The organism is Pseudomonas sp. AP42 (genome assembly GCF_001728935.1).
Taxonomy (GTDB): Bacteria; Pseudomonadota; Gammaproteobacteria; order Pseudomonadales; family Pseudomonadaceae; genus Aquipseudomonas; species Aquipseudomonas lactis.
The window spans coordinates 11,820-33,737 of record NZ_LYSO01000027.1; the positions used below are offsets into that span (position 1 = coordinate 11,820).

The window sequence follows — 21,918 nt, forward strand, 5'->3', positions numbered from 1 at the left end:
CGCTCCCACATCTTGATCTCCTTTTATCGTGAGATTTTCACAAACCCGGATTTCAGCCCAAACACCTCAACCCCCTGGGGCGTCGATTGCCCAGTGGTCACTTTTATCCGCTGCACCGGCTGATCCATCGCCGCCCGATACGCCACGGTCATGTCCGCCTGGATCGCCTGGCTGGGAATCACGATCGCCTGGTCATTGTTATAAGTGACGATGGTCAACCGCGCACTCATGCCCAGGCGCACCCGCTGCAACTGTTGGGGCGTCAGCTTGGGGATCGACAAGGTCACCGGAAACTGCGCGCTGCCCTGGCTGTCGCTGGCGATGGCCAAGCCGCTGACCACGCTGACCGAACCCGTCAGCCGTTCGCCGTCAAAGCCATCGCCCATCACTTCCACGGCCTGGCCCTGACGCAGCTGGTTAATATCCAGCTCTGAGACCTTGGCGACGATTTTCAACTGTTCGATATTGGCCAGGCCGAACAGCACCTGGCCCTGGCTGACCTTGCTGCCGGCCTGCACCGGCGCGCTGTTATTGCCGCCAGCTTGAGCCGTGTTGTTGCTGCCGGGGGCCGGTACCACGATGCCGGAGAAGGGCGCCTTGACCTCCTTGCCTTCGAGCAGCGTTTGCAAGGCTTCGTACTTCACTGTGGCATTGGTCAGCTCCATCTCGGCGATCTGCCGGTATTCGCCCTGGCCTTGGTCCAGGGCTTGTTGCAGCTCACTGCGCGCCGCCACCAGGTCCAGTTGCTGTTGCTGGGTTTGTTGCTTGAGGTCGTCCAGTTCGTTGCGGGGGATGATGCCGCGCTTGAACAGGTTTTCGCTCTCGGTGAGTTTGCGTTGGGTGTTGCCCGCGGTCATTTCAGCGGCGCGTAAACTGCGACGGGCACGGCTGACGGTGGGGCTGCTGCCCCAGTCCTGCATTTCCTGCACGGTGCGCCGGGCCTTGAGTTGCGCGGAGAGGGCGTCGCGCAGTTGCACTTCCAGCGTCGCCGGGTCCATGCGCAACAGGACCTGGCCGGCCTCGACGCGCTGGCCTTGTTCGACCAGGTTAGCCAGCACATTGCCGTCGAACGGTGCCGTCAGGGTGACGGTGGTCTGCGGCTCGATCTTGCCCACCAGGCCGATCTGGTGCACCAGCGGGTCGGGCTTCACGGCCAGCCACTGCTCGGCCGTGCTCGCTGGCTCGGCGCCGCTGCGTTGGCTGAGCAGGCTGACTGCCGCGCCGCCCAGCAACAGGATCAAGGCAACGGCCATCAGCAATTTTTTATTAGTAGTCATTGAGGGCGATTTCCCAACTTTCCAGCGTCATGCCCAGGGTCAGATCGAGCTGGGTCTGGGCGTTCAAATAAGCGATCAGCGCATTGAGCTGGGCATTTTCGGCGTTGCGCAGGTCGGTTTCAAAGCTCAGCACCTGGAAGTTGGTGGAGCGCCCGGCACTGAGTTTTTCCCGCTCGATCTCGATCTTGCGCCGCGACAACTCCACGGCGCGCTTGGAGATTTCATATTGGCGCCAGCGGGTGCCGAGGTCACGCACCACATTGTTGACGTTGCGCTCCAGTTCCTGGCGAGCGTCGGTAATGCGGATTTCCTGGTCTTCTACATTCACCCGCGCACGCACTTCGGCCTGGCGCGTGCTGATATCGCCGATGGGGATCTGCACTTGCACCCCGGCGTAACTGTCCCAGGTGCGGTTATTGTTATGGCCGTCGTCGTTATCGCTGGCGGCGCGTATCTGGTTGGCGCCGGCCACCAGGTCCACCTGCCAGCGCCCGGAATCCTTGGCGATGACCAGGTTAAGATCGGCCTGCTGGCTGCCGAGCAGGGCGGCGAGGTATTCCGGTTGCTGGTTTTGCGCGAGGTTGAAGGCCTGGCGTTTGTCGATCTCCATGGGGCTGGCTTCCAGGGCCTCGGTGGCGCGCACCGGTGTCGACAGGTCCAGGGCCAGCAGGCGCAGCAAGGCCAGGCGGCTGGTGTCGAGTTGGTTGCGGGCTTCTTCCACGCCTAGTTGTTGGGTGGCGATATCGGCCTCGGTCTGCACGATCTCGAATTCGGCCATGCGCCCGGCGCTGATCAGCGCCTTGTTCACCTCCAGCAAGGTCGTGGAGCGCTTGAGGGCTTCCTGCACGATCACCAGTTGTTCCTGGGCGCGCAGCAACTCGCGGTAGGTGGCGATGATCTGGCTGATGGTCTGCGCCACGGTGGCCTTGAGGTTCAGGCGGTTGGCCTGCTCGGCCAGGCGCGACAGGCGCAGCGGTGCGGTGGTGGCATCCCAGCCGGCGCCACGCATCAGCGGTTGGATGAGCGCCAGGTCCAGGCCGTCGCTGCGGTAGCGACCGGCGCGGTTGGCGTTGTTCAACTGCTGGGTCCAGGCCATGCTCAAGCGCGTACCGTATTCACCCAACAGGCTGCTGGTGGGCGCGACGTTGGCGTTGCGCGCGTTGTCCTGGGAGCCGCGGGTGCTGCGGTAATAGCTGTTGAGGGTGAGCTTGGGGTTGAACACGTCTTCGGCCACGCGCAGGTCGAACTTCTGCGCCACCCGTTGCAGGTAAGCGCTGCGGATCGCCGGGTTATTGCGCAGGCCCAGGTACACCGCGTCGCCCAGGGTCATGGTGGTTGCCTGGGCATTGAGCGAGACGCTGCGCTCGTAGCCGCTGCGGGTGGTGCTCGGTGCCTGGGGGTTGATGACCACGTCGGCGGCTATGCCCGGCAGGCTGATCAGCATCAGCACTAGCAGGTACTTATTCATCGCGCAGGGCCTCGACCGGCTGCAAGCGTGAGGCCGACACCGCCGGGTAAATGCCAAAGAACAAACCCACCAGCAACGTGCTGCCCACGCCCAGGGGCAGGGCGGCCACTGCCAAGGCAAAGGCCCAGCCCGACAGCCACGCATACAGCCAGGCAGCGGTCATGCCCAGCACCGCGCCGCACAGCGCACCCACGGCGGTGAGGGTGACCGCTTCGAGCAAAAACAGATTACGGATGTCTCGCTGGCGCGCGCCCAGGGCCATACGGATGCCGATCTCGCGGCGGCGTTCCGAGACGTTCATCAGCATCACGTTCATCACCCCCACACCGCCGCCCACCAGGGAGATCGCGCCGAGGGCCAGCAGCAGGTAGGCGAAGGTGCGGCTTTGGCGGGTCATGCCATCGATCATTTGCTGGGGCACCGTGATGTCGACGTCATGATCAGTGAGCTGGGGTTGCAGCGCGGCGGCGGTGTCCCTGGCGATACGTTCCATGTCTTGCCCCGGCGCCGCGCGGATGATCAGGTTGTTGATCTGTGGGGTAGCGTAGATGCGGCGCATGCCCTCGGCGGGGATAAACAATGATTCGTTGGCTTGCACCGGCATCAGCATGGCCCGGGGCTGGTTGTGCAGGATGCCCACCACCAGAAACAGGTAGTCGTTGATACGCACACGGTCGCCCAGTTGCAGCGGGTCGCCCGGCGCGCCGAGGGCCTGGGCGAGTTGGTCGCCGATCACCCCGTAGGTTTCGTTGGCATCGAAGGGTGACAGGAAGCGCCCCTCACGCAGCGCCAGGCGCATGGCGTCCTGGATACCGGCAGTACTGCCGACAAAGCTGGCATTGGTGGTGCGCCCATGAAACACGATGGGCCCGCTGAACAGGCTGAGCGCGCCAATATGGGCAATGCCTGGCACTGCCTGGCGCACCGCGTCGAGGTCCAGCTGTGTGCGCATCGGCACGTTGCTGCTGCCCTTGGGCGGGAACTGGGCGATGAGGGTGTCGGTGCCCATGTCCTTGAAAATCATCGCCGCATCTACCGCCGCGTTGTGGCCGATATTGATCAACGCCACCACGGAGGAGCTGCCGATGACGATCCCCAGGAGCGCCAGGATCGAACGCTTGCCCAGGGTACGCAGGCTGATAAAGGCTTCGTGCAGCAACTGGCTGAGGCTCTGCTCGACCCGCAGGCTCATGGGCGCCCGGCCTCCTGCACCACACCATTGCGCACCAGGATCTTGCGCTCCAGGCGCTCGGCAATGTGGGGGTCGTGGGTGACGATGATCAGCGTCACCTGTTGTTCACGGTTGAGGTTCAACAGCAGGTCCATGATCTCTTGGGCGGTGGTGCTGTCGAGGTTGCCGGTGGGTTCGTCGGCCAGAATCACCGAGGGGTTGCCAACCAGGGCGCGGGCAATGGCCACGCGCTGGCGCTGGCCGCCGGAGAGGTCAGCAGGGCGGTGGTGGGCGCGCTCGGCGAGGCCGACCTGTGCGAGCATGCGCTGGGCATGTTCCACCGATTCATGCCGCGACACGCCGCGATAACTCAAGGGCAGCGCGACGTTGTCCAGGGCACTCAGGCGGGGCAGCAGGTTGAAGCTCTGGAACACGAAACCGATCTGCTGGTTGCGGATCGCCGCCAGCTCATCGGGGGTGGCGTTGAAAATATCGTGGCCGGCAAAGTGGTATTGGCCGCAGTTGGGCAGGTCCAGCAGGCCGAGGATGTTGAGCAGGGTGCTTTTGCCGGATCCAGAGGCACCGAGAATGCCGCAGCTGTCACCGCTGGCGATGGACAGGCACACGTCATTGAGAATGCTCAATTCTTGCCCGGCGAGCTGATAGCGCTTGCCGATGCCTTGCAGGGAAATCAAGCCGGGTTGCGCGGGGGTCTGTGTCATCATGACTACGCCTGCAGTCTCGACGGTGCCGCCTTGCTCCCGGAAAACCCTTGTAACAAGTTCGGAAGCTGCCTGTACGCGTCACGGACTGATTTTATTTCTTGTTTTTAAAATATTGTTTGAATAGTAACTGCCTTCCTGAGGCTTCGCCAGCCATGGAGGTAGAGCGGTTTTACCGGTTGAAACGATTTTTTCGCCGTGTCTCAGGGGCGGGTAAAAATCCATCGGCTAGCCTCAAAAGCCCGGTTATACAGGCTTTGCAAGATATGGCGGAGTGTCACTACTTGCTTTCGACGGGCCGCCCCGGTATAAAAAATCAAATTATTTTTTAAAACAATATTTCCGCCGTGGAATCCATATGGTCGCGAAGAAACTCAGCGCTCCAAACGTTACCAAGACTCGACTGCTGGATGCGACAGAGGCTCTCTTCATCAAGTACGGCTATGACGCCGTGTTGTTACGGCAGATCACCGAACGTGCCCAGGTCAACCTGGCGGCGGTGAACTACCACTTCGGGGATAAGGACTCCCTGATGAAAACCCTGCTGATGCAACGCCTGGAGCCGCTCAACGAGCAGCGCCTGGAACTGCTGGCGCGCTGTGAAGCCGAATCCGACGGCCCGCTGGATTGCGACACGCTCCTGGGCGTGCTGTTTGCCCCGGCCATGGGCCTGGAGCGCAGCGACCCGGCCAGCGGGGAAGGGCGCTCGTTCATCCGCTTCCTGGGCCGGGTCTACAGCGACACCTCGCCGTTCATTCAGGAATACCTCAAGGTGCATTACCAGCCGGTGTTCCAGCGTTTCTTCGAAGCCTTCGCCCTGGCCTTGCCGGATTTGCCGCGCAATGAACTGGGGGTGCGCCTGCAATTTGCCCTCAAGGCCATTTCCGGGGTCATGGCCGGCACCGAACTGCGCCTGCTGATGAACTCCATGAGTCTGGGCCGCCCGGCCACGGATGCCGAGGTGATGGCCAAGTTGATTACCTTGGTGTCGGCAGCGATTCGGGTGCCGCAGCAGAGTGCCGAGGCTGAGACGGCGTTGGCCAAGGTGTTGGAGACTCAGCGGGCGATTCGCGAACAGGCTGCGGCGCCGGCCAGTAATGTGATGCGCTAGTTCAAAATCAGAGCAAAAAAACAGGGCGGTTTTTAAGTTTCTTAAAACCGCCCTGTCTAGGCTCTACTGTTGTTGGATTATGCGTTAGTTGACAGCTATCACTGAAATTCTTGAATTTTCTGCTTCGCAGAGATAAAGCAAGTCACCTGCCCAACTGAATTGCCCGCCACCATAACCGGAGACGTTGAAGGTATTTATAGTCGCGCCTGTATTGGCGTTTATAAGGACTCTCTTGGTGGTTCCAGATCCTGATGTGATAAGCACGCGGTTAATATTGGAGTTGCCAGTCAGGACTCGACAGTATGGATATGGGATGGTGTAAGACTGGCTTTGAGATGTTTGTAAGTTTAGTACGAGTAGCCTGGAGGATGCAGTGCCTACCCAGTTGTTGCTATAAAGTCTCGTACGGTCCGGGCTTATAATTAGGTCGTTACTGTTGTTGCCTCCAAGGCCGCCAATTACAGTTGAATCGCCCGTTTCGATGTTGGTACTGTATATGAGGCCGCTACTGTAGGCATTACTATAAAAGTGTTGGCCGTCAGCGCTACAAAGCGCGTTAGTAACAAAAGCTCCAAAAATATATTCCCTCACTTTCATTTCTGCTGAAACATCGACTTTATATGCGTAAAGGCGATTACTGTCGCCATACCAGCCTTGTATTGAAGTATAAAGGTATTTTCCGTCAGGGCTGAAGGTTCCTATGTGGAGTCCAAAAATAGAACTGGATATAGCGATGCTGGCAGTGACTTCATCTTTCTCTGTTTCAACTATTATGAGGCTGCTTTTCGTCGTTACACATACTTGTTTTCCGTCTAACGAACAGGAAACAGCGCTCTGATCACCGCCGATGATAATTTCTTTCATGGATCCTGTGGTTAAGTCGACTTTTACGAGACGATTGATATCTATCACGCAAACATATGCATACAATCCATTCGGCGTGATAGCAATGTGGCTCGGACTCCCTCTGAAATTAAACACCGACCCCGCTGGTAACAACGACTTGACATTAACTTCGCTCCTGGCGGAATAACCACCACTGTTTGCCCTCAACTCATAAGTCCCCACTTCCCCAGCGCTGCGAATGCCCTCAACCGTCAACGCTCCATGCTCATCCGAAAGAAACGCCTTGGTCCCGGTCGTCCCATCGTCAAAGGTAAAACCGGCCGGCAACGTCAGGCTGATGGCTACGGGGGCCTTGGTGTTAGTGCCCAGCAACAGTTGCACGTCTCCCACGCGGCCTGCGGGCCCGACAGCGTACGGCCCGTTTACAAAGCTCAAACCCAGCGCACGGACCCGGTAGTTCACTTCTACGAATGGTTGGGCCGAGATGATTTCCCCGCGCTTGTCCAGCGAGACATAGGCTTTGATAGTCAATTCACTGTTGTTGGGCAGGCGGTTCAAATATTCCGATGGGATCGGTTCCAGAATGCGGCCTGCCGCAAGTTCTGGAGCACTGACCACACGCCCTTGGCGCAATGGCCAGTCTGGCGGTCCTTTGAGGTCGATAAATACCGCCTGTTCCTTATCCATAAAGTGCCAGGCCCTGATTTCCACATGGTTTTTTTCACCTGCACTGATTTCTCCACCTGAGGCCTCTGGAATGCTAACCAGGTCCCATTCCACCTCTGGTAGCGGCTGGATGCTCAGCTCCAGCTCATCAGACTTGGTGGTTTTACCGATCTCGATAAGATTGTAATAAACCGTGCATTTGCCGCCCAAATACGCGCCTACAAAAGCATTTGGCACGGTAAAACTGACGTAGTTCTCTCCAGGTTCTGGCGTGGCGGGTTTGGCCGGAATGTCCGGTGTGCCGACACCCGGTTTACCGATGATAAACACCTTGATATCCGACCCGGGAGGGAACTTGTCCGACACCACGCGAATAGTCACTACTGGTCGATGTGGCGGCAGCACATGCAAGGGGTTCAAGCTGGCCTGGTTCGCTCCGGTCACCGTCGCTTCGAGCACGCTGGGCGCTTTCAGTTCAAGTCTGGAGCCCACCTTCATGTTGACCTCGTGAGAAATCCGCGTCTGGTCCCCGCGCTTACGCGTGTAGTAGATGCGCATGGTCTTGTTGAGATTGGCGGTTATGTATTGACGCTCCAAGGTGAAGGGCAGGTCGATACCGAGCCATTGAGGCTCGATCAGAAACGGTTTATCAGGTGCCGAGCCTCCGGGTGCAGTGCCTTTGCAGTGGAGTGTCACTGTGTCGTTGAGCAGGAAATCGGTATTGCTCTTGACTAAAATACGGGCATTACCGGTGTGTTTCTCAGGGTCGAACTGATACAGCGGTGCCGGCGCTTCGACGACCAGTGGTTCCGGCATCGAAGCCACAATATCGCCAACGTTCAGGGTCACATCGTCTGACGGACGGGTGCCATCCTTATTGACCACGTTATAACGCAGCCTCAGGGTACCGCCTTCAAGGCTGGCGATTTTGCCGTTGGGGCCGTTATTGATCGTGAACAGCACGTCTCCCGTTCCTGCGGAATCGTTTAATTCGTAGTAAACGTGGTCGCCGTTAGCCTTCGTCCCTTCAAGGATCAGGTTTACCCGATCAGAAGGGGCTTGGCCCAGTTCGGGGTACGCCCTGACAACCACGTTAACAAACAGTGATTGTGGATCGAGGATGCCACCGGATGCTTCCAGGACCACAGGAGGCGGCAGGCGCCTAACGATGGGCGTACCGGTGACATCGACAATGATGGTCTCGGATTGACGATAGGGCGGCGTGCCGCGGATGAGCTCATAAAGCAGTTGGAACTGCCCGCTGATGAAGGGCCGCAGGTCGGCGTTGGGGAGGGCGAGGGTTATAAAGTTGAGTGGGATGAGGGGAGGGGAGTCGTAAGTAGTGGTGATAATGCCACTGTCCGTCCGTCCTTTGACGGTTACCCGAATAATGTCGCCCTGGGCATAGTCATTGCTGGGTGTCTCGATCAAGAGGGTTGCATCGCGTCCGTCGAGCTGGTCATGATCAAGGATGTTGCCCGCAGCTTCGAGTATAAGAGCTTTCTTCAAGTCCGGCGCCGCCCCGTCCTTAAGCCGAACAGTCAACCACAGTGGCGGTGACCAGCCGAGGGATGCATTGCCGACCTCGTCGATGACTTCATATTCGCAAACATGGAGGCCGCTGCGTACCTTCTCCCAGAAACCATATGAAAGCGTGAAGGTGATTTCTTCACGCCCGGCGGCCTGTTCTTCTGTGAGCGGAGGGAGTTCGGGATCGATCCCATTGATGCGCAGGCTAATACGGTCACGTGTGGCGCGGAAGGTACTGGGTTCTTGAGTGTCATCGTCTGGATAGAACTTGAAGGTAATGGGTACTCCTTTTTGCGCGTCTGCCTCGCTCACCCCGTAATCGATGATCTTTTGAGGGAACACCGGAAGCGGCAGGTTCTCGTTGTGCAGCGTGCTGCCTGTCGGGTTACGACCGGCGGGAGGCACGGTATCGACCTTCAGGTTGAGGCGCTGGGTTTCTGCGGCGTTACCACGGACAGGAGTCACCCTCATGAACACCGGATTGGCGGGGCCATCAGGAAGACGAGTTCGTGGAATGTACAACGGAATCATCCGAGCCTGGTCGACATCATCCTGAGTAATGTTGTAGGAGTCGACGGGTACCAGCAAGTCGCGGCAGAACAATTCAATGAAGTCGTTGTTGGCCATATCCAGGTAGGGCAGCAGATTGCACAGCAACCCTTTTTCACGATGAACGTCCAGCGCCGCTTTGTTGATACCCCCATTGAAGCCGACGACGTTTTGCGTCAAGCCGGGAATGTAGAGGGGGAGGTCTGCGAAAGGCACGCGGGTAAATGAGTCAGAGGTGAGAGGCCCCTGGACCACCTGCGGGGGCGCGAAATAATCGGGTCTCAAGCGCTGGGGGGCGGACAGGTCGATGGCGTCTTCCACCGGCCCTTTGGGTTCAGTGGCGGGCAAAGCAATGTCGTGGCTCATGATGGCAATCCTGCTTTATGACTAACTGAGTTGCGACTGTGGCGTCGTCGAAAGAGTTAGGCATTACGCAAGAGGGCGTGGATAGCTGTGAGAATTGACAGTGGCGACGAATGGTAGCGATAAACTGCCCGTCATTCAGGCAAAAAAAAGCCCGCTGGGGCGGCGGGCTTGATATGCAACGTTTGTAACGGATGAGGCTTCACACTACGTCTCGGCTTGTGAATAAAACGTGAAAAATATGTAAGAGAAAGTGTGAATGTGTCGATGTGCGTAAAGCTGCCATCCAGCTGTCGCTAAATTTTCCAGCGAGCGGCACTTTTGCCAAGCCGTTGACGCATCTGATCTACGTTTGCCGCCAGTTGCAAGGTCAACAGCCGATACCCATCCAGCGCGCTGTACACCGGTGCATCCAGCGTGGACTCACTGGCAGAGGTACGACCGGTGCGCTCCAACCGCTCCGTCACCCCCGACTTCAACGCCCGCGCCATCCCCACCAGTTGCACCCGAATCTGCCGATGCTCGGCCTTCAACATCAACCGCATCCTTGCCGTGGCCTGCTCATCGCGCGGGTCTGGCCGGGTATTGCCCAGAATCTCCAAAGTGCTGATGCACAGGCGCAGGTGCCGCTGGATCGCATCCAGTTCAGTCATGGAAATCCGCACTTCCTTGGACACCGACGGCATCAACGAACGCAGCTGCACCATTGCCCCGTTCAAGCGGTTGAGCAGCTTGAGGTGTTCGTCGTCGGTTACCGATTGGCCATTGATGATCCGGCTATAAATCTGCGCGCAGTCACGCAGGGCGCTGGCCAGGTTGTAGCGCCACGAATACACGGCGTACAACGGCAAGGCAAAGGAAAACGCCAGGGCCAGCACGATGCCAATGAGGATATCGACGGTGCGCCACAGGCCATCGGAGATCGGGTTGTCGCCGTGGCCGGCGACGATAAATACCGTGATCGCCGACAGCAGCGCGATGTAACCGCCTTTGCCGATGGCGTGATAGGAAAAGAACCCGCACACCACTGACATCAGCAGGTAGGTGAGCAATGGCAGGCCGAAGTATGCCTGTTGCACCACCAGCAGCAAGCCGACGCTGGCACCGATCAAGGTGCCGTAGGCGCGCTCGACGGCTTTCTTGCCGATATTGCCGTGGTGCTGCAGCCCGCCGATGACGATCAGCATGGTCACCGACGCCCATTCACCGTGGGGCAGGTTGAGGCCGGTGGTCAGCAGGATGGTTGCCAGCAAACCCACTGATACGCGCGCGGCGTGGATCAGCTTGGCATGGCGAAAGCGGCGGTAGGGGTCGAGCAAGGGGCGCAGCAGGCGCCGGGCAAAGAAGGGCAGGTTCATCAGCAGTAAAGTGGCCTCAGTAAGTAGGGCAGGCTCGGTCTGAATGGTGGGAGCGGGCTTGCTCGCGAAAGCGATGTATCAGTTAAAAGTTTGTTGACTGACACTCCGCTTTCGCGAGCAAGCCCGCTCCCACATTTTGTTCCGCGGCGCTCTTAAAAAATGTAGTCGGTAGTCAGGAAACTCGAATCGCGGTTGCGCAAAATGTCGCTGACCAACGCCTTGTTACTGTCCTGGAACTTGGTCGCCACCAAGGTGCGGATCGAGAACACGCGCAAGGCGTCATGTACCGACAGCGTGCCCTCGGCCGAGTTCTTGCGCCCGTTGAAGGGGAAGGTGTCCGGCCCGCGCTGGCATTGGGCGTTGATGTTGATGCGGCCCACCTGGTTGGCGAAGGTGTCCACCAGGCGTCCGACTTCCACAGGATCGGTGCCGAAGAGGCTCAACTGCTGGCCGAAATCCGAGTCCAGCACGTAGTCGATCACGGTGTCCAGGTCACGGTAGGGCACGATCGGCACCACCGGGCCGAATTGCTCTTCGTGGTAGACGCGCATCTGCGGGTTCACCGGGTACAGCACCGCCGGGTAGAAGAACGAACCACGGCTGCTGCCGCCCTCGGCATTCATCATCTGGGCGCCATGCCGGGCGGCGTCGGCCACCAGTTCGTTGAGGTAGTCGACCTTGCCCACTTCTGGCAATGGGGTCAGCGCCACGCCATCCTCCCAGGGCATGCCGGGCTTGAGCGTCGCCAGCTTGGCGTTGAATTTCTCGATAAAGCGCTCGACCACGTCTTCATGCACGAACAGGATTTTCAACGCGGTGCAACGCTGGCCGTTGAACGACAGCGAGCCGGTGACGGCTTCGTTCACCGCATTGTCCAGGTCCACTTCGGGCAGCACGATACCCGGGTTTTTGGCATCCAGCCCCAGCGCAGCGCGCAAACGGTGCGGCTTGGGGTGCAGCTTTTTCAAATCACTGGCGGCCTTGTTGGTGCCGATGAACGCAAAGATGTCGATCTTGCCGCTGGCCATCAGCGCGCTCACGGTCTCGCGACCGCTGCCGTAGATCACATTGATCACCCCGGCCGGGAAGCTGTCGCGGAAGGCTTCCAGCAAGGGGCGGATCAACAGCACACCCAGCTTGGCCGGCTTGAACACCACGGTATTGCCCATGATCAACGCCGGGATCAGCGTGGTGAAGGTCTCGTTCAATGGGTAGTTGTAAGGCCCCATGCACAACGCCACGCCCAGGGGCACGCGGCGGATCTGGCCGAGGGTGTCCTGCTCCAGCTCAAAGCGACTGCTGCGGCGGTCGAGTTCCTTGAGGGCATTGATGGTGTCGGTGATGTAGTCGCAGGTGCGGTCGAATTCTTTCTGCGAGTCTTTGAGGTTCTTGCCGATCTCCCACATCAGCAGCTTGACCACCGCATCGCGCTGTTCGCGCATGCGCCGCAGGAACGCCTCGACGTGCTGGATACGCTCAACCACCCGCATCGTCGGCCATGCACCTTGGCCACGGTCGTAGGCGCGCACGGCAGCATCCAGGGCGGTGAGGGCGGTGTCGGCATCCAGCAACGGCGTGCTGCCGATGTGCACGCGCTCATCACCCAGTTGCACCGGGCTTTGCACGCGGGCAAGCGGGCCGTTCCACACCTGCAACTGGCCATCGACCAGGTATTCACGTTGTTCAATGGGCGCCGCCAGGCGAAATTGCTCGGGAATCTGCGCGGTGGAGGTGGGAAACAGCTGGGCGAGCAGGTTGCTGGTGGTCATGTCGCTACCCCTGGAATAGTTGCAAAACATGACTAGAGAGTCACCCAACAAGCGGCTCTAACGCAAGGCTTGCGCGCATTCTTGTTCGCAGCGCGGTGTCCGCCGGGTAAACTGCGCGGCTTTTCAGAAGGAGTTCACATGAGTCAGTACCAGCCGGGCATTCTTGCCGCACCGGTGCCTTTGCAGGCCCGCCATCTGTTTTTCGCCCTCGACTCGCTGCAAGCCGTGCCCGCTGCGCTGGACGCACTGGTGCAGTTGACGGATGCGGCGGCTGTGGTGGGGTTCGGTGAGCCGCTGGTAAAGGCGCTGGGTGCCCAGATCCCAGGGCTGCGCTCATTCCCGGCCGTCAGCGGCCCTGGCGCTCACAACCCCTCGACTCAACAGGCGCTGTGGGTATGGCTGCATGGGGTGGATCGCGGTGAGTTGCTGCTGCGCAGCCGTGCCGTGGAAAAAGCGCTGGCTCCGGCGTTTCGCCGGGTGCAATCGACTGAAGGCTTCCGCTACAAGACCGGCTTTGACCTGACCGACTACGAAGACGGCACCGAAAACCCCCACGACGATGCCGCCGTGGAAGCCGCGCTGACCGACAGCGGCGCCAGCTTCGCTGCTATCCAGCAATGGCAGCACGACCTTGACGGTTTCGCCGCGTTGCCTGCCCAGGAGCGTGACCACATCATTGGCCGCCGCCATGGCGATAACGAAGAGCTCGACGATGCCCCCGAGTCGGCCCATACCAAGCGTACCGCCCAGGAAAGCTTCACACCGGAAGCCTTCGTGGTGCGCCGCTCCATGCCCTGGGCCGAAAATGGCCACGCGGGGCTGATGTTCCTCGCGTTTGGTCATTCTTTCGATGCGTTCGAAGCGCAGTTGCGACGCATGAGTGGGTTGGAAGATGGGATTGTCGATGGCCTGTATCGCATCAGCAAGCCGTTGACGGGGGGCTATTACTGGTGCCCGCCGCTGAAGGACGGGCGCCTGGACCTGGGCGTGGTTTTTGAGACGCCGCTTCCTTGAGCGATTATTGCCCCCTGTAGGAGCGAGCTTGCTCGCGAAAAACGCGAAGGCGCCGCGTTGATTCTGGCGGCGCGCGTTATCGTTGACGCTTTTCGCGAGCAAGCTCGCTCCTACAGAAAGCTTAACCGAGCATTTTCACCTTGCCGCTGTGCAGCTTGTACACGCCGCCCACTATCAGCAGTTTTCCCGCCGCGACCGCATCGGCCAACAAGCTTGATTCAGCCATGAGCCGCGCCATGGTGTCGGCGACATTTTGTGCAATGGCGTTTTCCAGCAGGTCGCCGGGCGCTTTCAATACCTTGTTCACCGAGGGTTTGAAAGTATCGGCCAAGCCCTGGATCTTGCCGGGGAAGCGGGCGTTATCCTTGACCACCTTGACCCCTGCTGCGACGGCGCCGCACTGGTCGTGCCCCAATACCATGATCAACGGCGTACCCAATACGGCCACGGCATATTCGAGGCTGGCAAGCCCGTTATCGGTGACGAAATTGCCCGCGACCCGTACCGCGAAGAGGTCGCCCCGGGCGGTGTCGAAGGCGTACTCCGGAGCGATCCGCGAATCGGCGCAGCTCAACACCGCGACAAACGGATTTTGCCCGCCCACCAACGCTTCGCGTTCGCTCATAAAATCATGACGCTTGGTCACGCCATCGGCGTAACGCCGGTTGCCTTCCATCAGCCGCTGCAGGGCAAGCTGTGGGCTGAGGTCGTTGGTGGGCTTGGGCAAACTCGCGGGTGTCGGGGCTGCGTGCACCAGGGAGGGCATTGCGGCGGCAAGCAGGCTTGCACCTGCGCTGACGGCAGCCAGTTGCAGAAAGTGTCGTCGGTCTTTCATAGAGGGGTGGCGATCGCACATAGGCAAGGTTCTCAAACGGGTTTAGAGAGGGAGGTGCCTAGAGTGGGAATGACCGCCTTGAAAGGATGTAAGAATTGTCTTGTTTTTTAGTCCAGGCGCTGACCGGCCTTATGCATTTTTCAGACTGTCCAGCCAGGCTGGGTCCAACCGGGTTTGCGCAATATCGATGCCCAGCGCCTGCATCTTTGCCTTGTGGGCCTCGATCTCGCCCACCAGTTGCGCCTGGGCGCTGGAGTTGGCGTCCAGCTCGTGCATCTGCGTCAGCCCCAGGTGATAGAAGCGCAACAGCTTGATGGCTGCCGGGTCGTTGGCCTGCACCCGCTCGCTGACCTTGTGCATCACATTGGTCACGCTCATCAGGCTGCGCTTGAGCTGCCAGCCATACACCGCCGACGCCATCCAGGGTTGGGTCCAGAACGGGCCACGCACCAGCGCGACCGTGATCAGCACGCCGGCGAATACGCCGCCGACGTTGAAGCGAAAATTATCACCGCCAGGCTCACCGAACAGCATCACTGCCAGGCTCGATAACAGCATGGCCAAGGCCAGGAACAGCACGGCAATGACCAGTGTGCTGCGGCGGGTCTGTTGGCGATAGGTGGCGGGGTCGCAGGGTTTGAGCTCAAACATCCGGGGCAGGTCTCCAGAAAGGGCGCTCATCTTCTCATGCTTGCAGCAATGAAGTTGAACGATAGCCGAGGGCGATTTCTCTAAAACGGTGAACCCTTCATGAGGTCAGCCGTCATGCCCGACTATAAACAGCCACCGCCTGGTACACCCGACCCGCACCGCACTCCCGGTGAAGAGGAGCGCGACAACGATGCGTTGCGCCCCAATGACCCGAAAGAACGAGGCCCGGAAGACGATGTGCAGCGCGTCGAAGAAGACCTGGAAAACCTCCACGACAAAGCCCGCCCGCTTTAACAGGAGAACCTGATGAACAAGCGTACCGATGGCCCCCATTCCAACGAACATGCCAGTGGCAAGGATGAACTGGGCTTCGACCCGGACTCGCCGGACCTGGCCGACCCGCAGGTCGATCCAATCGGCCCGGCAATTGCGCCGCTGGACAAAAAGGACGAGGAGACAGCGAAAAAAAAGCCGCCCTACGATCCGTTGGGCGACTTGAAGCAGTGAACCAAGCCCCGCCTGTGTGCGGGGCTTTGTTTATCTGGGCGGGGACCAACTGACGTCGCTGATACCGTATTTTTCCGCCCAGGGCCGGGTGGTCTTTTTCACCTGCTCGTGACCCACGCGGCCGATGCGGCTGACATGGGCAATGTCGGCATCGACGGCCGCCCAATGCCAGGCCTCGGCGTTGTTCATCACCTCGGCGCGCACCACGAAAGACTTGGGTTTACCGTGTAGCTGATAGTGGACGGTGTAGATTTTTGCGGTACTCATGTTGCCTCCCAATCTTGTTATAGATGGATAGGCTGGCGCTCCAAAAGGTTCATTCAAAATGACAACGCACACAGAGGCGCGGCATAGTGACGCTCTCGCCCTGCGCCCAAGGATCGCGCCATGTACACACTCGCTAATAGCCGCCTGTACCTGCAACGCCTGGGCTATGCCTCGCCACCGCCGCCCACCCTGCAAACTCTGCGGGACCTGCAACTGCGCCATGTGTGCACCTTCGCCTTTGAAAGCCTGTCGACCCTGATGCATGCACCGGTGCCGATCGACCTGCCCAGCGTCGAGCGTAAGGTGCTGCATGAGGGGCGTGGCGGCTATTGCTACGAGTTGAACCAGCTGTTCCTGGCGCTGTTGCTGGAACTGGGCTTTGAGGCCCGTGGCATCACCGGGCGCGTTGTGATCGGCGGCCCACCGGACGCCCACACCGGGCGTACCCATCGCTTGAGCCTGGTGACCCTCGACGGCGTGCGCTATATCACCGATGTCGGTTTTGGCGGCATGGTGCCCAGCAGTCCGTTGCACCTGGACACCGAAGCGCCCCAGGCCACCGCTCATGAACCTTATCGACTGACGCTCAATCAAGGCAGCTATACGCTATGGGCCCAGGTGGGCGAGGAGTGGCGTGGCCTGTACGTGTTCGACCTGCAAACCCAGGCCGACATCGACTATGAAATCGGCAACTGGTACGTCTCCACGCACCCTGGCTCACCGTTCGTAGGGCAGTTGAAAGCCGCGCTGCTTGCGCCCGGTAAACGTCATACCTTGGCCAACGCCCGCTATGCCCTTCATTATCTGGGTCAACCCAGCGAAAAGCGCACGCTCAAGAGTGCCGATGAGTTACTGGGACTGTTGCGCGACACCTTCGGCATTCGGCTGCCGGAGCAGCCTCAACTTCGCGAAGCCGTTGAACACCTGATTCGCATGAATCCTGAAGAGTCTTGAGATAGAGCCTTCGCTGAACCGTTTTTTCTCCATTTTGGTGCAAATCAGTTCGAACTTTTCGCAAACGCCAGGGTTCGAACCGATTCCTGAATACTTTGCCCACCTTAAAATGGAGATGTAAAACGATGTCCAAACTATTCGGAAAACTCCTCAAGAACACCTCGTTGCTGGCCCTGGTGGCTGCGCCTGGCGTGGTGTTCGCAGCACCTTCCACCGACCCGATTTCCACGTTCGGGATCATGGGCAGCTACAACGACTTCAAACTTGAAGGCGGTAGCGAAAGCGACAAAGACCACATGCCTGAAGCCGGCCTGTTCTACAACTTCGGCAACAAGCTCACTGCCGAGTCGGGCTTTATCTACCAGGCCGGTATCGAAGCCAAGTACGGCGAAAAAAGCGATAACAAACTCAAGGAAGGCCAGGCCGACCTAGACCTCGGCTGGCGTGCCGCGCTGGATGCGCGCAATTTTGTCGACGTGATCGTGGGTGGTGGCTACAGCTGGACCCGCTACGAGCCGGACACCAATGGCTACGACATGAAGCTCACCAACAAGTCGCCGTTTGCCAAGGCCGCTTTGGGCTACAACCACCAGTTCGATGACATGACCCTGCGCGTTGAAGCCGGCGCCCGTCACACCATCGACGGCCGCGCCAAGCTCAAGGTCGACGGCGTCGGCAGCGACACTGTGGACCTCAAGGACCGCACCAACCCTTACGCCGAAGTCAGCCTGCTGATGAACCAGAAGGGCGACCTGCCAGTGATGGCGGGCCTGTACTACACCCGCACCGAGTACAAGCTCGATAACGATTCCTATGTGGCCGACAACACCAAGCTCAAGCGTGATGAGTATGGTTTCAAGGTGGGTATCGCGTTCTAACGCTGTTTACGCTGTAAAAACGCCCCGAATGCTCGGGGCGTTTTTTTTCGGCTATTGCAGGTCAGCCCAATGCGGCAAGTTGCGCCACGGTTTCCGGAAAGCGCGCCACCAGTCGTATCAACGTGACAGCCTGCGCATTCGGCTTGGCCCGGCCTTGCTCCCAGTTCTCCAAGGTGCGGGTGTTGGTGCGCAGGTACATGGCGAATACCGAGCGGGACAGGTTGAGTTGCTGGCGTACGGCGATTACCTCGTCAGCGCGCAGTGGCGCCAGCTTGTTGAGGTGCGCTTTGTGGGTGCGCAGGGTGATTTTGCCCTGGCGTTCATCGGCCAGGGCGTCGAAGCCTTCGACCAGTTCGGAAAAGATTTCACGTTTCATGGTGTGTTCTCGCTTTGATTTCCCTGTCTAGCATGTGTTTAAGGGCTTTCTTGTGTTGGGGTGTCAGGTCGTTCTGTTCGTGTTTGCCGTACAAAGTGAATAACCAGAATTGCGTACCGCCTGACCACCAGTAGTAAATGACCCGCAGGCCACCGCGCTTGCCTTTGTTTCGTCGCTCATCGACGAACCGAACCTTTCTCAACCCGCCCGTTCCTTCGATCACGTCTCCCGCTTCTGGGTTTTTCATCAACTCCTGCTGAAAACCGTGAAAAAGCTCATCACTCAGATAGTCCCTGCGATGCCGTTCGAATGCCGGCAGTTCGATAAATAGAGCATCCATGTTCTGTACGTAGCCTGCGTATAGTTTGGTGGCCCACTCGCGACGGGTCAAGTGCCCGAGCTGTGGGAACTTTCTTAAAACGCAAACACCTTAAGGCCGCATCCAGCGGGGAAGATGCCGGATGAGGAGGCAGATTGAAGAGGGAATTTCAGCGAGTAGAGAAGGGAAAAAGCCAGGCTACAGAAACGCAAAACGGCGCCCAAAGGCGCCGTTCTGTTTACTGCATCAACCTAAGCGATCAAACGCCCAGCACCGCGTGCTGCACCAGGGTGAGCAACGGTTGTGGGTACACGCCCAGGAAGAATGCGAGCAGGGCGATAGCCAGCAGCATCACGCCACCGGCTTTCTGTTCCCAGTGCAGCTCGGCATCCACCCGGCGCAGGTTTGGCTCGATCAGGTACAGGGTGACCATCACGCGCAGGTAGTAGAACACGCCGATGGCGCTGCCCAATACCAACGAGGCTACCAGCCACCATTCGTGGGCTTCGACACCGGTCGCGACGATGTAGAACTTGCCGATAAAGCCCGCGGTCAGCGGAATACCGGCCAGGGACAGCATCATCACGGTGAGCACGGCGGTCAGGTACGGACGGCGCCAGAACAGGCCGCGGTATTCGTACAGGGCGTCGGCGTCACGGCCTTTGTACGGTGACGACATCAGCGTGATGACGCCGAAAGCACCCAGGCTTGTGATCACGTAGGTGACCAGGTACACGCCGATGGCTTCCACGGCCAGGCCTTTGCTCGCCACCAGGGCGATCAGCAGGTAGCCGAAGTGGGCGATGGACGAATAACCCAGCAGACGCTTGAGGTTGTTCTGGGTCAGGGCCAGCAGGTTACCGAACAGGATCGACGCGATGGCGATCACGGTCAGCACGTTGCTCAGCACGCCGGTGTTGGCGGCGGGGGAGATCTGGAACAGACGCACCATCACCGCAAACACCGCGACCTTGGACGCAGTGGCCAGGAACGCCGCCACCGGCGCCGGGGCGCCTTCGTACACGTCTGGGGTCCACAGGTGGAACGGCACCAGAGACAGCTTGAACGCCAGGCCGATCAGCATCATCGCCAGGCCCAGTTGGGCAATCGGCGCTGGGCTGTTGGTGGCGGCCAGGGCGTGGCCGATACCGGTGAAGCTCAGGCTGCCGGCTTCGGCGTAGAGCAGGGCCATACCAAACAACAGGAACGCGGAACCGGCAGCCGACAGCACCATGTACTTGATGCCGGCTTCCAGGGAGCGCTTGTTGAAGAAGGCGTAGGCCACCAGGCCGTAGGTCGGGATCGACAGCAGTTCCAGGCCGATGAACAGGCCCGCCAGGTGCTGCGCGCTGACCAGCACGATACCGCCGGCCGCAGCCAGCAGGATCAGCAGGTACAGCTCTTCCTTGTTGCCCGGGTAGCCGGTGCCGCCTTCGCCGAGGTAGGCGTGGGCGAGGGTGACGCAGGCCAGGGTCGCCACCAGGATCAGGGCGATGTACAGCAACGCGAAGTCATCGACCATCATCAATGGCGTGACCGCCAGTGGCGCGACCTTGAGGGCCGGGATGATCGACAGCAGGGCCAGGTTCAACCCGGCGCAGGACAGCAGGAACGTTTGCGAATGATTGCGGCGCCAGGCGATTGCCAGCATCACCACCACGATGGTGAGGCTGGTAATCAGCAGCGGCGCAAGCGCGATAAAGTGTTGGATCGTGAATTCCATAGCGCTCTTACCGGGCCGAAGCGAGTTGGGAGAAGGCGGTGCCGAACCACTGCTGCACGCCATGCATCGTTGCGGCAGAAGTGTCCAGGAACGGTTGCGGGTACACGCCGATGAAGATCAGCAATACCGCAAGGCCGAGCACCATGATCAGTTCGCGCGCATCCATCCCTTGCAGGACGGTGTCGGACTTGGCCGGGCCGAAATAGGCGCGGTGGATCATGATCAGCGAGTAGACCGAACCGAACACCAGGCCGGAGGTGGCGATGGCGCTGATCCACGGCGTCTGCACAAAGGCACCCATCAGGATCAGGAACTCGCCGATGAAGTTACCGGTACCCGGCAAGCCCAGCGACGCGGCGGCAAAGAACAGGCTGATAGCCGGCAGGTACGCGATGCGCGACCACACGCCACCCATTTCCCGCATGTCACGGGTATGCAGACGCTCGTACAACTGGCCACTCAGGATAAAGAGGGCAGCGGCCGAAACACCGTGGGCCAACATCTGGATCACTGCGCCCTGCAGCGCCAGTTGGCTGCCGGAGTAGATGCCGATCAGTACGAAACCCATGTGGGAAACGGACGAGAAGGCAATCAGACGCTTGATGTCGGTTTGGGCGAAGGCCAGGAACGCACCGTAGAAGATCCCGATCAGACCCAGGGTCATGGCGATCGGCGCGAATTCCGCCGAAGCATTCGGGAACAGCGGCAGGGCGAAACGCAGCAGGCCGTAGGCAGCGGTCTTCAACAGGATACCGGCCAGGTCCACGGAACCGGCAGTCGGCGCTTGGGCGTGGGCATCAGGCAACCAGGAGTGGAACGGCACCACCGGCAGCTTCACCGCGAAGGCGATGAAGAAGCCCAGCATCAGCACGTACTCGGTGGTCAGCGACATCTTGGTCTTCAACAGGTCGGCGTAGTTGAAGGTAATCACGCCGGTGTTGTTGAAGTTGACCAGTACCAGGCCCAGGATCGCCACCAACATGATCAGGCCGGAAGCCTGGGTGAAGATGAAGAACTTGGTCGCCGCGTAGATTCGGGTTTTCTTGCCGTCCGAAGAACTGTGACCCCAGAGCGCGATGAGGAAGTACATCGGCACCAGCATCATTTCCCAGAAGAAGAAGAACATGAACAGGTCCAGCGCCAGGAACACGCCGACAACACCGCCCAGGATCCACATCAGGTTCAGGTGGAAGAAGCCCACGTGACGCTGGATCTCTTTCCAGGAGCAGAGTACCGAGAGGATACCCAGCAGGCCGGTCAGCAGGATCATCAACAGCGACAGGCCGTCGAGGGCCAAGTGCACGTTGATGCCGAAGCGCTGGATCCACACGTGCTTGAATTCAAGCGCGAAGGTGGGGTCGACACCCGGTGCCGGAGCGAATGAATAGTCACCATGGGCCCACAGCCAGAGGCCGAGCGCGAGTTCCAGGGACATGGTCAGCAACGCAATCCAGCGGGGGAGGGTGGCGCCGAAGCGTTCACCCATCCAGCAGAGCAGGCCGCCGATAAAGGGGATCAGGATTAGCCAGGGCAGAATCATGACGGGCTCGTTTCCTTTCGCAAG

20 protein-coding genes are annotated in these 21,918 nt (G+C 59.6%); 6 read left to right on the forward strand and 14 right to left on the reverse strand.

Going from position 1 to position 21,918, the window contains the following annotated elements; genetic code table 11:
• Positions 1-23: 23 nt before the first annotated feature.
• From A7K61_RS12740 to A7K61_RS12755, 4 genes are read right to left on the reverse strand one after another with little or no spacing between them, the layout of a single operon-like run.
• Positions 24-1,277, reverse strand: a complete 1,254-nt coding sequence (locus A7K61_RS12740; protein WP_069557693.1) for an efflux RND transporter periplasmic adaptor subunit — start codon at positions 1,275-1,277, stop codon at positions 24-26.
• Positions 1,267-2,745: a TolC family protein gene (locus A7K61_RS12745; RefSeq protein ID WP_069557694.1), complete on the reverse strand. Its 1,479-nt coding sequence runs from the start codon at positions 2,743-2,745 to the stop codon at positions 1,267-1,269. Before A7K61_RS12745 ends, A7K61_RS12740 begins: the two co-directional genes overlap by 11 nt.
• Positions 2,738-3,937 carry an ABC transporter permease gene (locus tag A7K61_RS12750; RefSeq protein WP_069557695.1) on the reverse strand — a complete coding sequence of 400 codons (1,200 nt, stop codon included), beginning with the start codon at positions 3,935-3,937 and terminating at the stop codon, positions 2,738-2,740. The genes A7K61_RS12745 and A7K61_RS12750 overlap by 8 nt, the downstream gene beginning before the upstream one ends.
• Positions 3,934-4,641, reverse strand: coding sequence for an ABC transporter ATP-binding protein (locus tag A7K61_RS12755; protein WP_069557696.1), 708 nt, complete (start codon positions 4,639-4,641; stop codon positions 3,934-3,936). The genes A7K61_RS12750 and A7K61_RS12755 overlap by 4 nt, the downstream gene beginning before the upstream one ends.
• Positions 4,642-4,996: 355 nt before the next feature.
• Between A7K61_RS12755 and A7K61_RS12760 the strand changes: the two genes are divergently transcribed.
• Positions 4,997-5,749 (forward strand): TetR/AcrR family transcriptional regulator, encoded by a 753-nt coding sequence (locus A7K61_RS12760; protein WP_069557697.1) that lies wholly within the window; start codon positions 4,997-4,999, stop codon positions 5,747-5,749.
• Between the two features lie 84 nt (positions 5,750-5,833).
• On the opposite strand, the gene A7K61_RS12765 is transcribed toward A7K61_RS12760, so the two are convergent.
• The 3 genes from A7K61_RS12765 to A7K61_RS12775 all read right to left on the reverse strand — a co-directional run bounded on the left by A7K61_RS12765 (position 5,834) and on the right by A7K61_RS12775 (position 12,830).
• The gene (locus A7K61_RS12765; RefSeq protein WP_069557698.1) at positions 5,834-9,706 is read right to left on the reverse strand and encodes a hypothetical protein; all 3,873 of its coding nucleotides are present in this window, start codon (positions 9,704-9,706) and stop codon (positions 5,834-5,836) included.
• Between the two features lie 293 nt (positions 9,707-9,999).
• On the reverse strand, positions 10,000-11,061 hold the full coding sequence (locus A7K61_RS12770) for an FUSC family protein (protein WP_069557699.1): 1,062 nt from the start codon (positions 11,059-11,061) through the stop codon (positions 10,000-10,002).
• Positions 11,062-11,213: 152 nt separating this feature from the next.
• Complete coding sequence (locus A7K61_RS12775) at positions 11,214-12,830, reverse strand: NADP-dependent glyceraldehyde-3-phosphate dehydrogenase (RefSeq protein WP_069557700.1); 1,617 nt, start codon at positions 12,828-12,830, stop codon at positions 11,214-11,216.
• A 138-nt stretch (positions 12,831-12,968) separates the two neighbouring features.
• On the opposite strand from A7K61_RS12775, the gene A7K61_RS12780 reads away from it, so the two are divergent.
• Positions 12,969-13,844: a Dyp-type peroxidase gene (locus A7K61_RS12780; protein ID WP_047711158.1), complete on the forward strand. Its 876-nt coding sequence runs from the start codon at positions 12,969-12,971 to the stop codon at positions 13,842-13,844.
• Positions 13,845-13,965: 121 nt separating this feature from the next.
• Here A7K61_RS12780 and A7K61_RS12785 read toward each other — a convergent pair whose 3' ends face one another.
• Positions 13,966-14,679 carry a carbonic anhydrase gene (locus A7K61_RS12785; protein WP_228391104.1) on the reverse strand — a complete coding sequence of 238 codons (714 nt, stop codon included), beginning with the start codon at positions 14,677-14,679 and terminating at the stop codon, positions 13,966-13,968.
• Between the two features lie 129 nt (positions 14,680-14,808).
• Positions 14,809-15,330, reverse strand: coding sequence for a DUF3087 family protein (locus tag A7K61_RS12790; protein ID WP_044274609.1), 522 nt, complete (start codon positions 15,328-15,330; stop codon positions 14,809-14,811).
• A gap of 114 nt (positions 15,331-15,444) precedes the next feature.
• Here A7K61_RS12790 and A7K61_RS12795 point away from each other — a divergent pair, with 114 nt between their 5' ends.
• Positions 15,445-15,624 (forward strand): hypothetical protein, encoded by a 180-nt coding sequence (locus A7K61_RS12795; RefSeq protein ID WP_044274608.1) that lies wholly within the window; start codon positions 15,445-15,447, stop codon positions 15,622-15,624.
• Between the two features lie 12 nt (positions 15,625-15,636).
• Positions 15,637-15,837 (forward strand): DUF6021 family protein, encoded by a 201-nt coding sequence (locus tag A7K61_RS12800; protein ID WP_044274607.1) that lies wholly within the window; start codon positions 15,637-15,639, stop codon positions 15,835-15,837.
• 30 nt (positions 15,838-15,867) lie between these two features.
• On the opposite strand, the gene A7K61_RS12805 is transcribed toward A7K61_RS12800, so the two are convergent.
• A complete protein-coding gene (locus tag A7K61_RS12805) occupies positions 15,868-16,104 on the reverse strand; it encodes a DUF6555 family protein (protein ID WP_003192128.1) in 237 nt (78 codons plus the stop codon).
• Between the two features lie 120 nt (positions 16,105-16,224).
• Between A7K61_RS12805 and A7K61_RS12810 the strand changes: the two genes are divergently transcribed.
• The gene (locus tag A7K61_RS12810; protein WP_069557701.1) at positions 16,225-17,058 is read left to right on the forward strand and encodes an arylamine N-acetyltransferase; all 834 of its coding nucleotides are present in this window, start codon (positions 16,225-16,227) and stop codon (positions 17,056-17,058) included.
• Between the two features lie 125 nt (positions 17,059-17,183).
• Positions 17,184-17,936 (forward strand): outer membrane beta-barrel protein, encoded by a 753-nt coding sequence (locus tag A7K61_RS12815; protein WP_044274605.1) that lies wholly within the window; start codon positions 17,184-17,186, stop codon positions 17,934-17,936.
• A gap of 61 nt (positions 17,937-17,997) precedes the next feature.
• Here the strand turns inward: A7K61_RS12815 and A7K61_RS12820 are convergent, their stop codons facing one another.
• From A7K61_RS12820 to nuoM, 4 genes are all read right to left on the reverse strand, one after another.
• The gene (locus tag A7K61_RS12820) at positions 17,998-18,312 is read right to left on the reverse strand and encodes a DNA-binding transcriptional regulator (RefSeq protein WP_044274604.1); all 315 of its coding nucleotides are present in this window, start codon (positions 18,310-18,312) and stop codon (positions 17,998-18,000) included.
• Positions 18,302-18,652 carry a toxin gene (locus A7K61_RS12825; RefSeq protein WP_003192123.1) on the reverse strand — a complete coding sequence of 117 codons (351 nt, stop codon included), beginning with the start codon at positions 18,650-18,652 and terminating at the stop codon, positions 18,302-18,304. Before A7K61_RS12825 ends, A7K61_RS12820 begins: the two co-directional genes overlap by 11 nt.
• 238 nt (positions 18,653-18,890) lie before the next feature.
• Entirely contained in the window at positions 18,891-20,354 is a 1,464-nt protein-coding gene (gene nuoN / locus A7K61_RS12830; protein ID WP_003192122.1) for an NADH-quinone oxidoreductase subunit NuoN, read from the reverse strand.
• A gap of 7 nt (positions 20,355-20,361) precedes the next feature.
• Entirely contained in the window at positions 20,362-21,894 is a 1,533-nt protein-coding gene (nuoM, locus tag A7K61_RS12835) for an NADH-quinone oxidoreductase subunit M (protein ID WP_014718913.1), read from the reverse strand.
• Positions 21,895-21,918 lie beyond the last annotated feature (24 nt).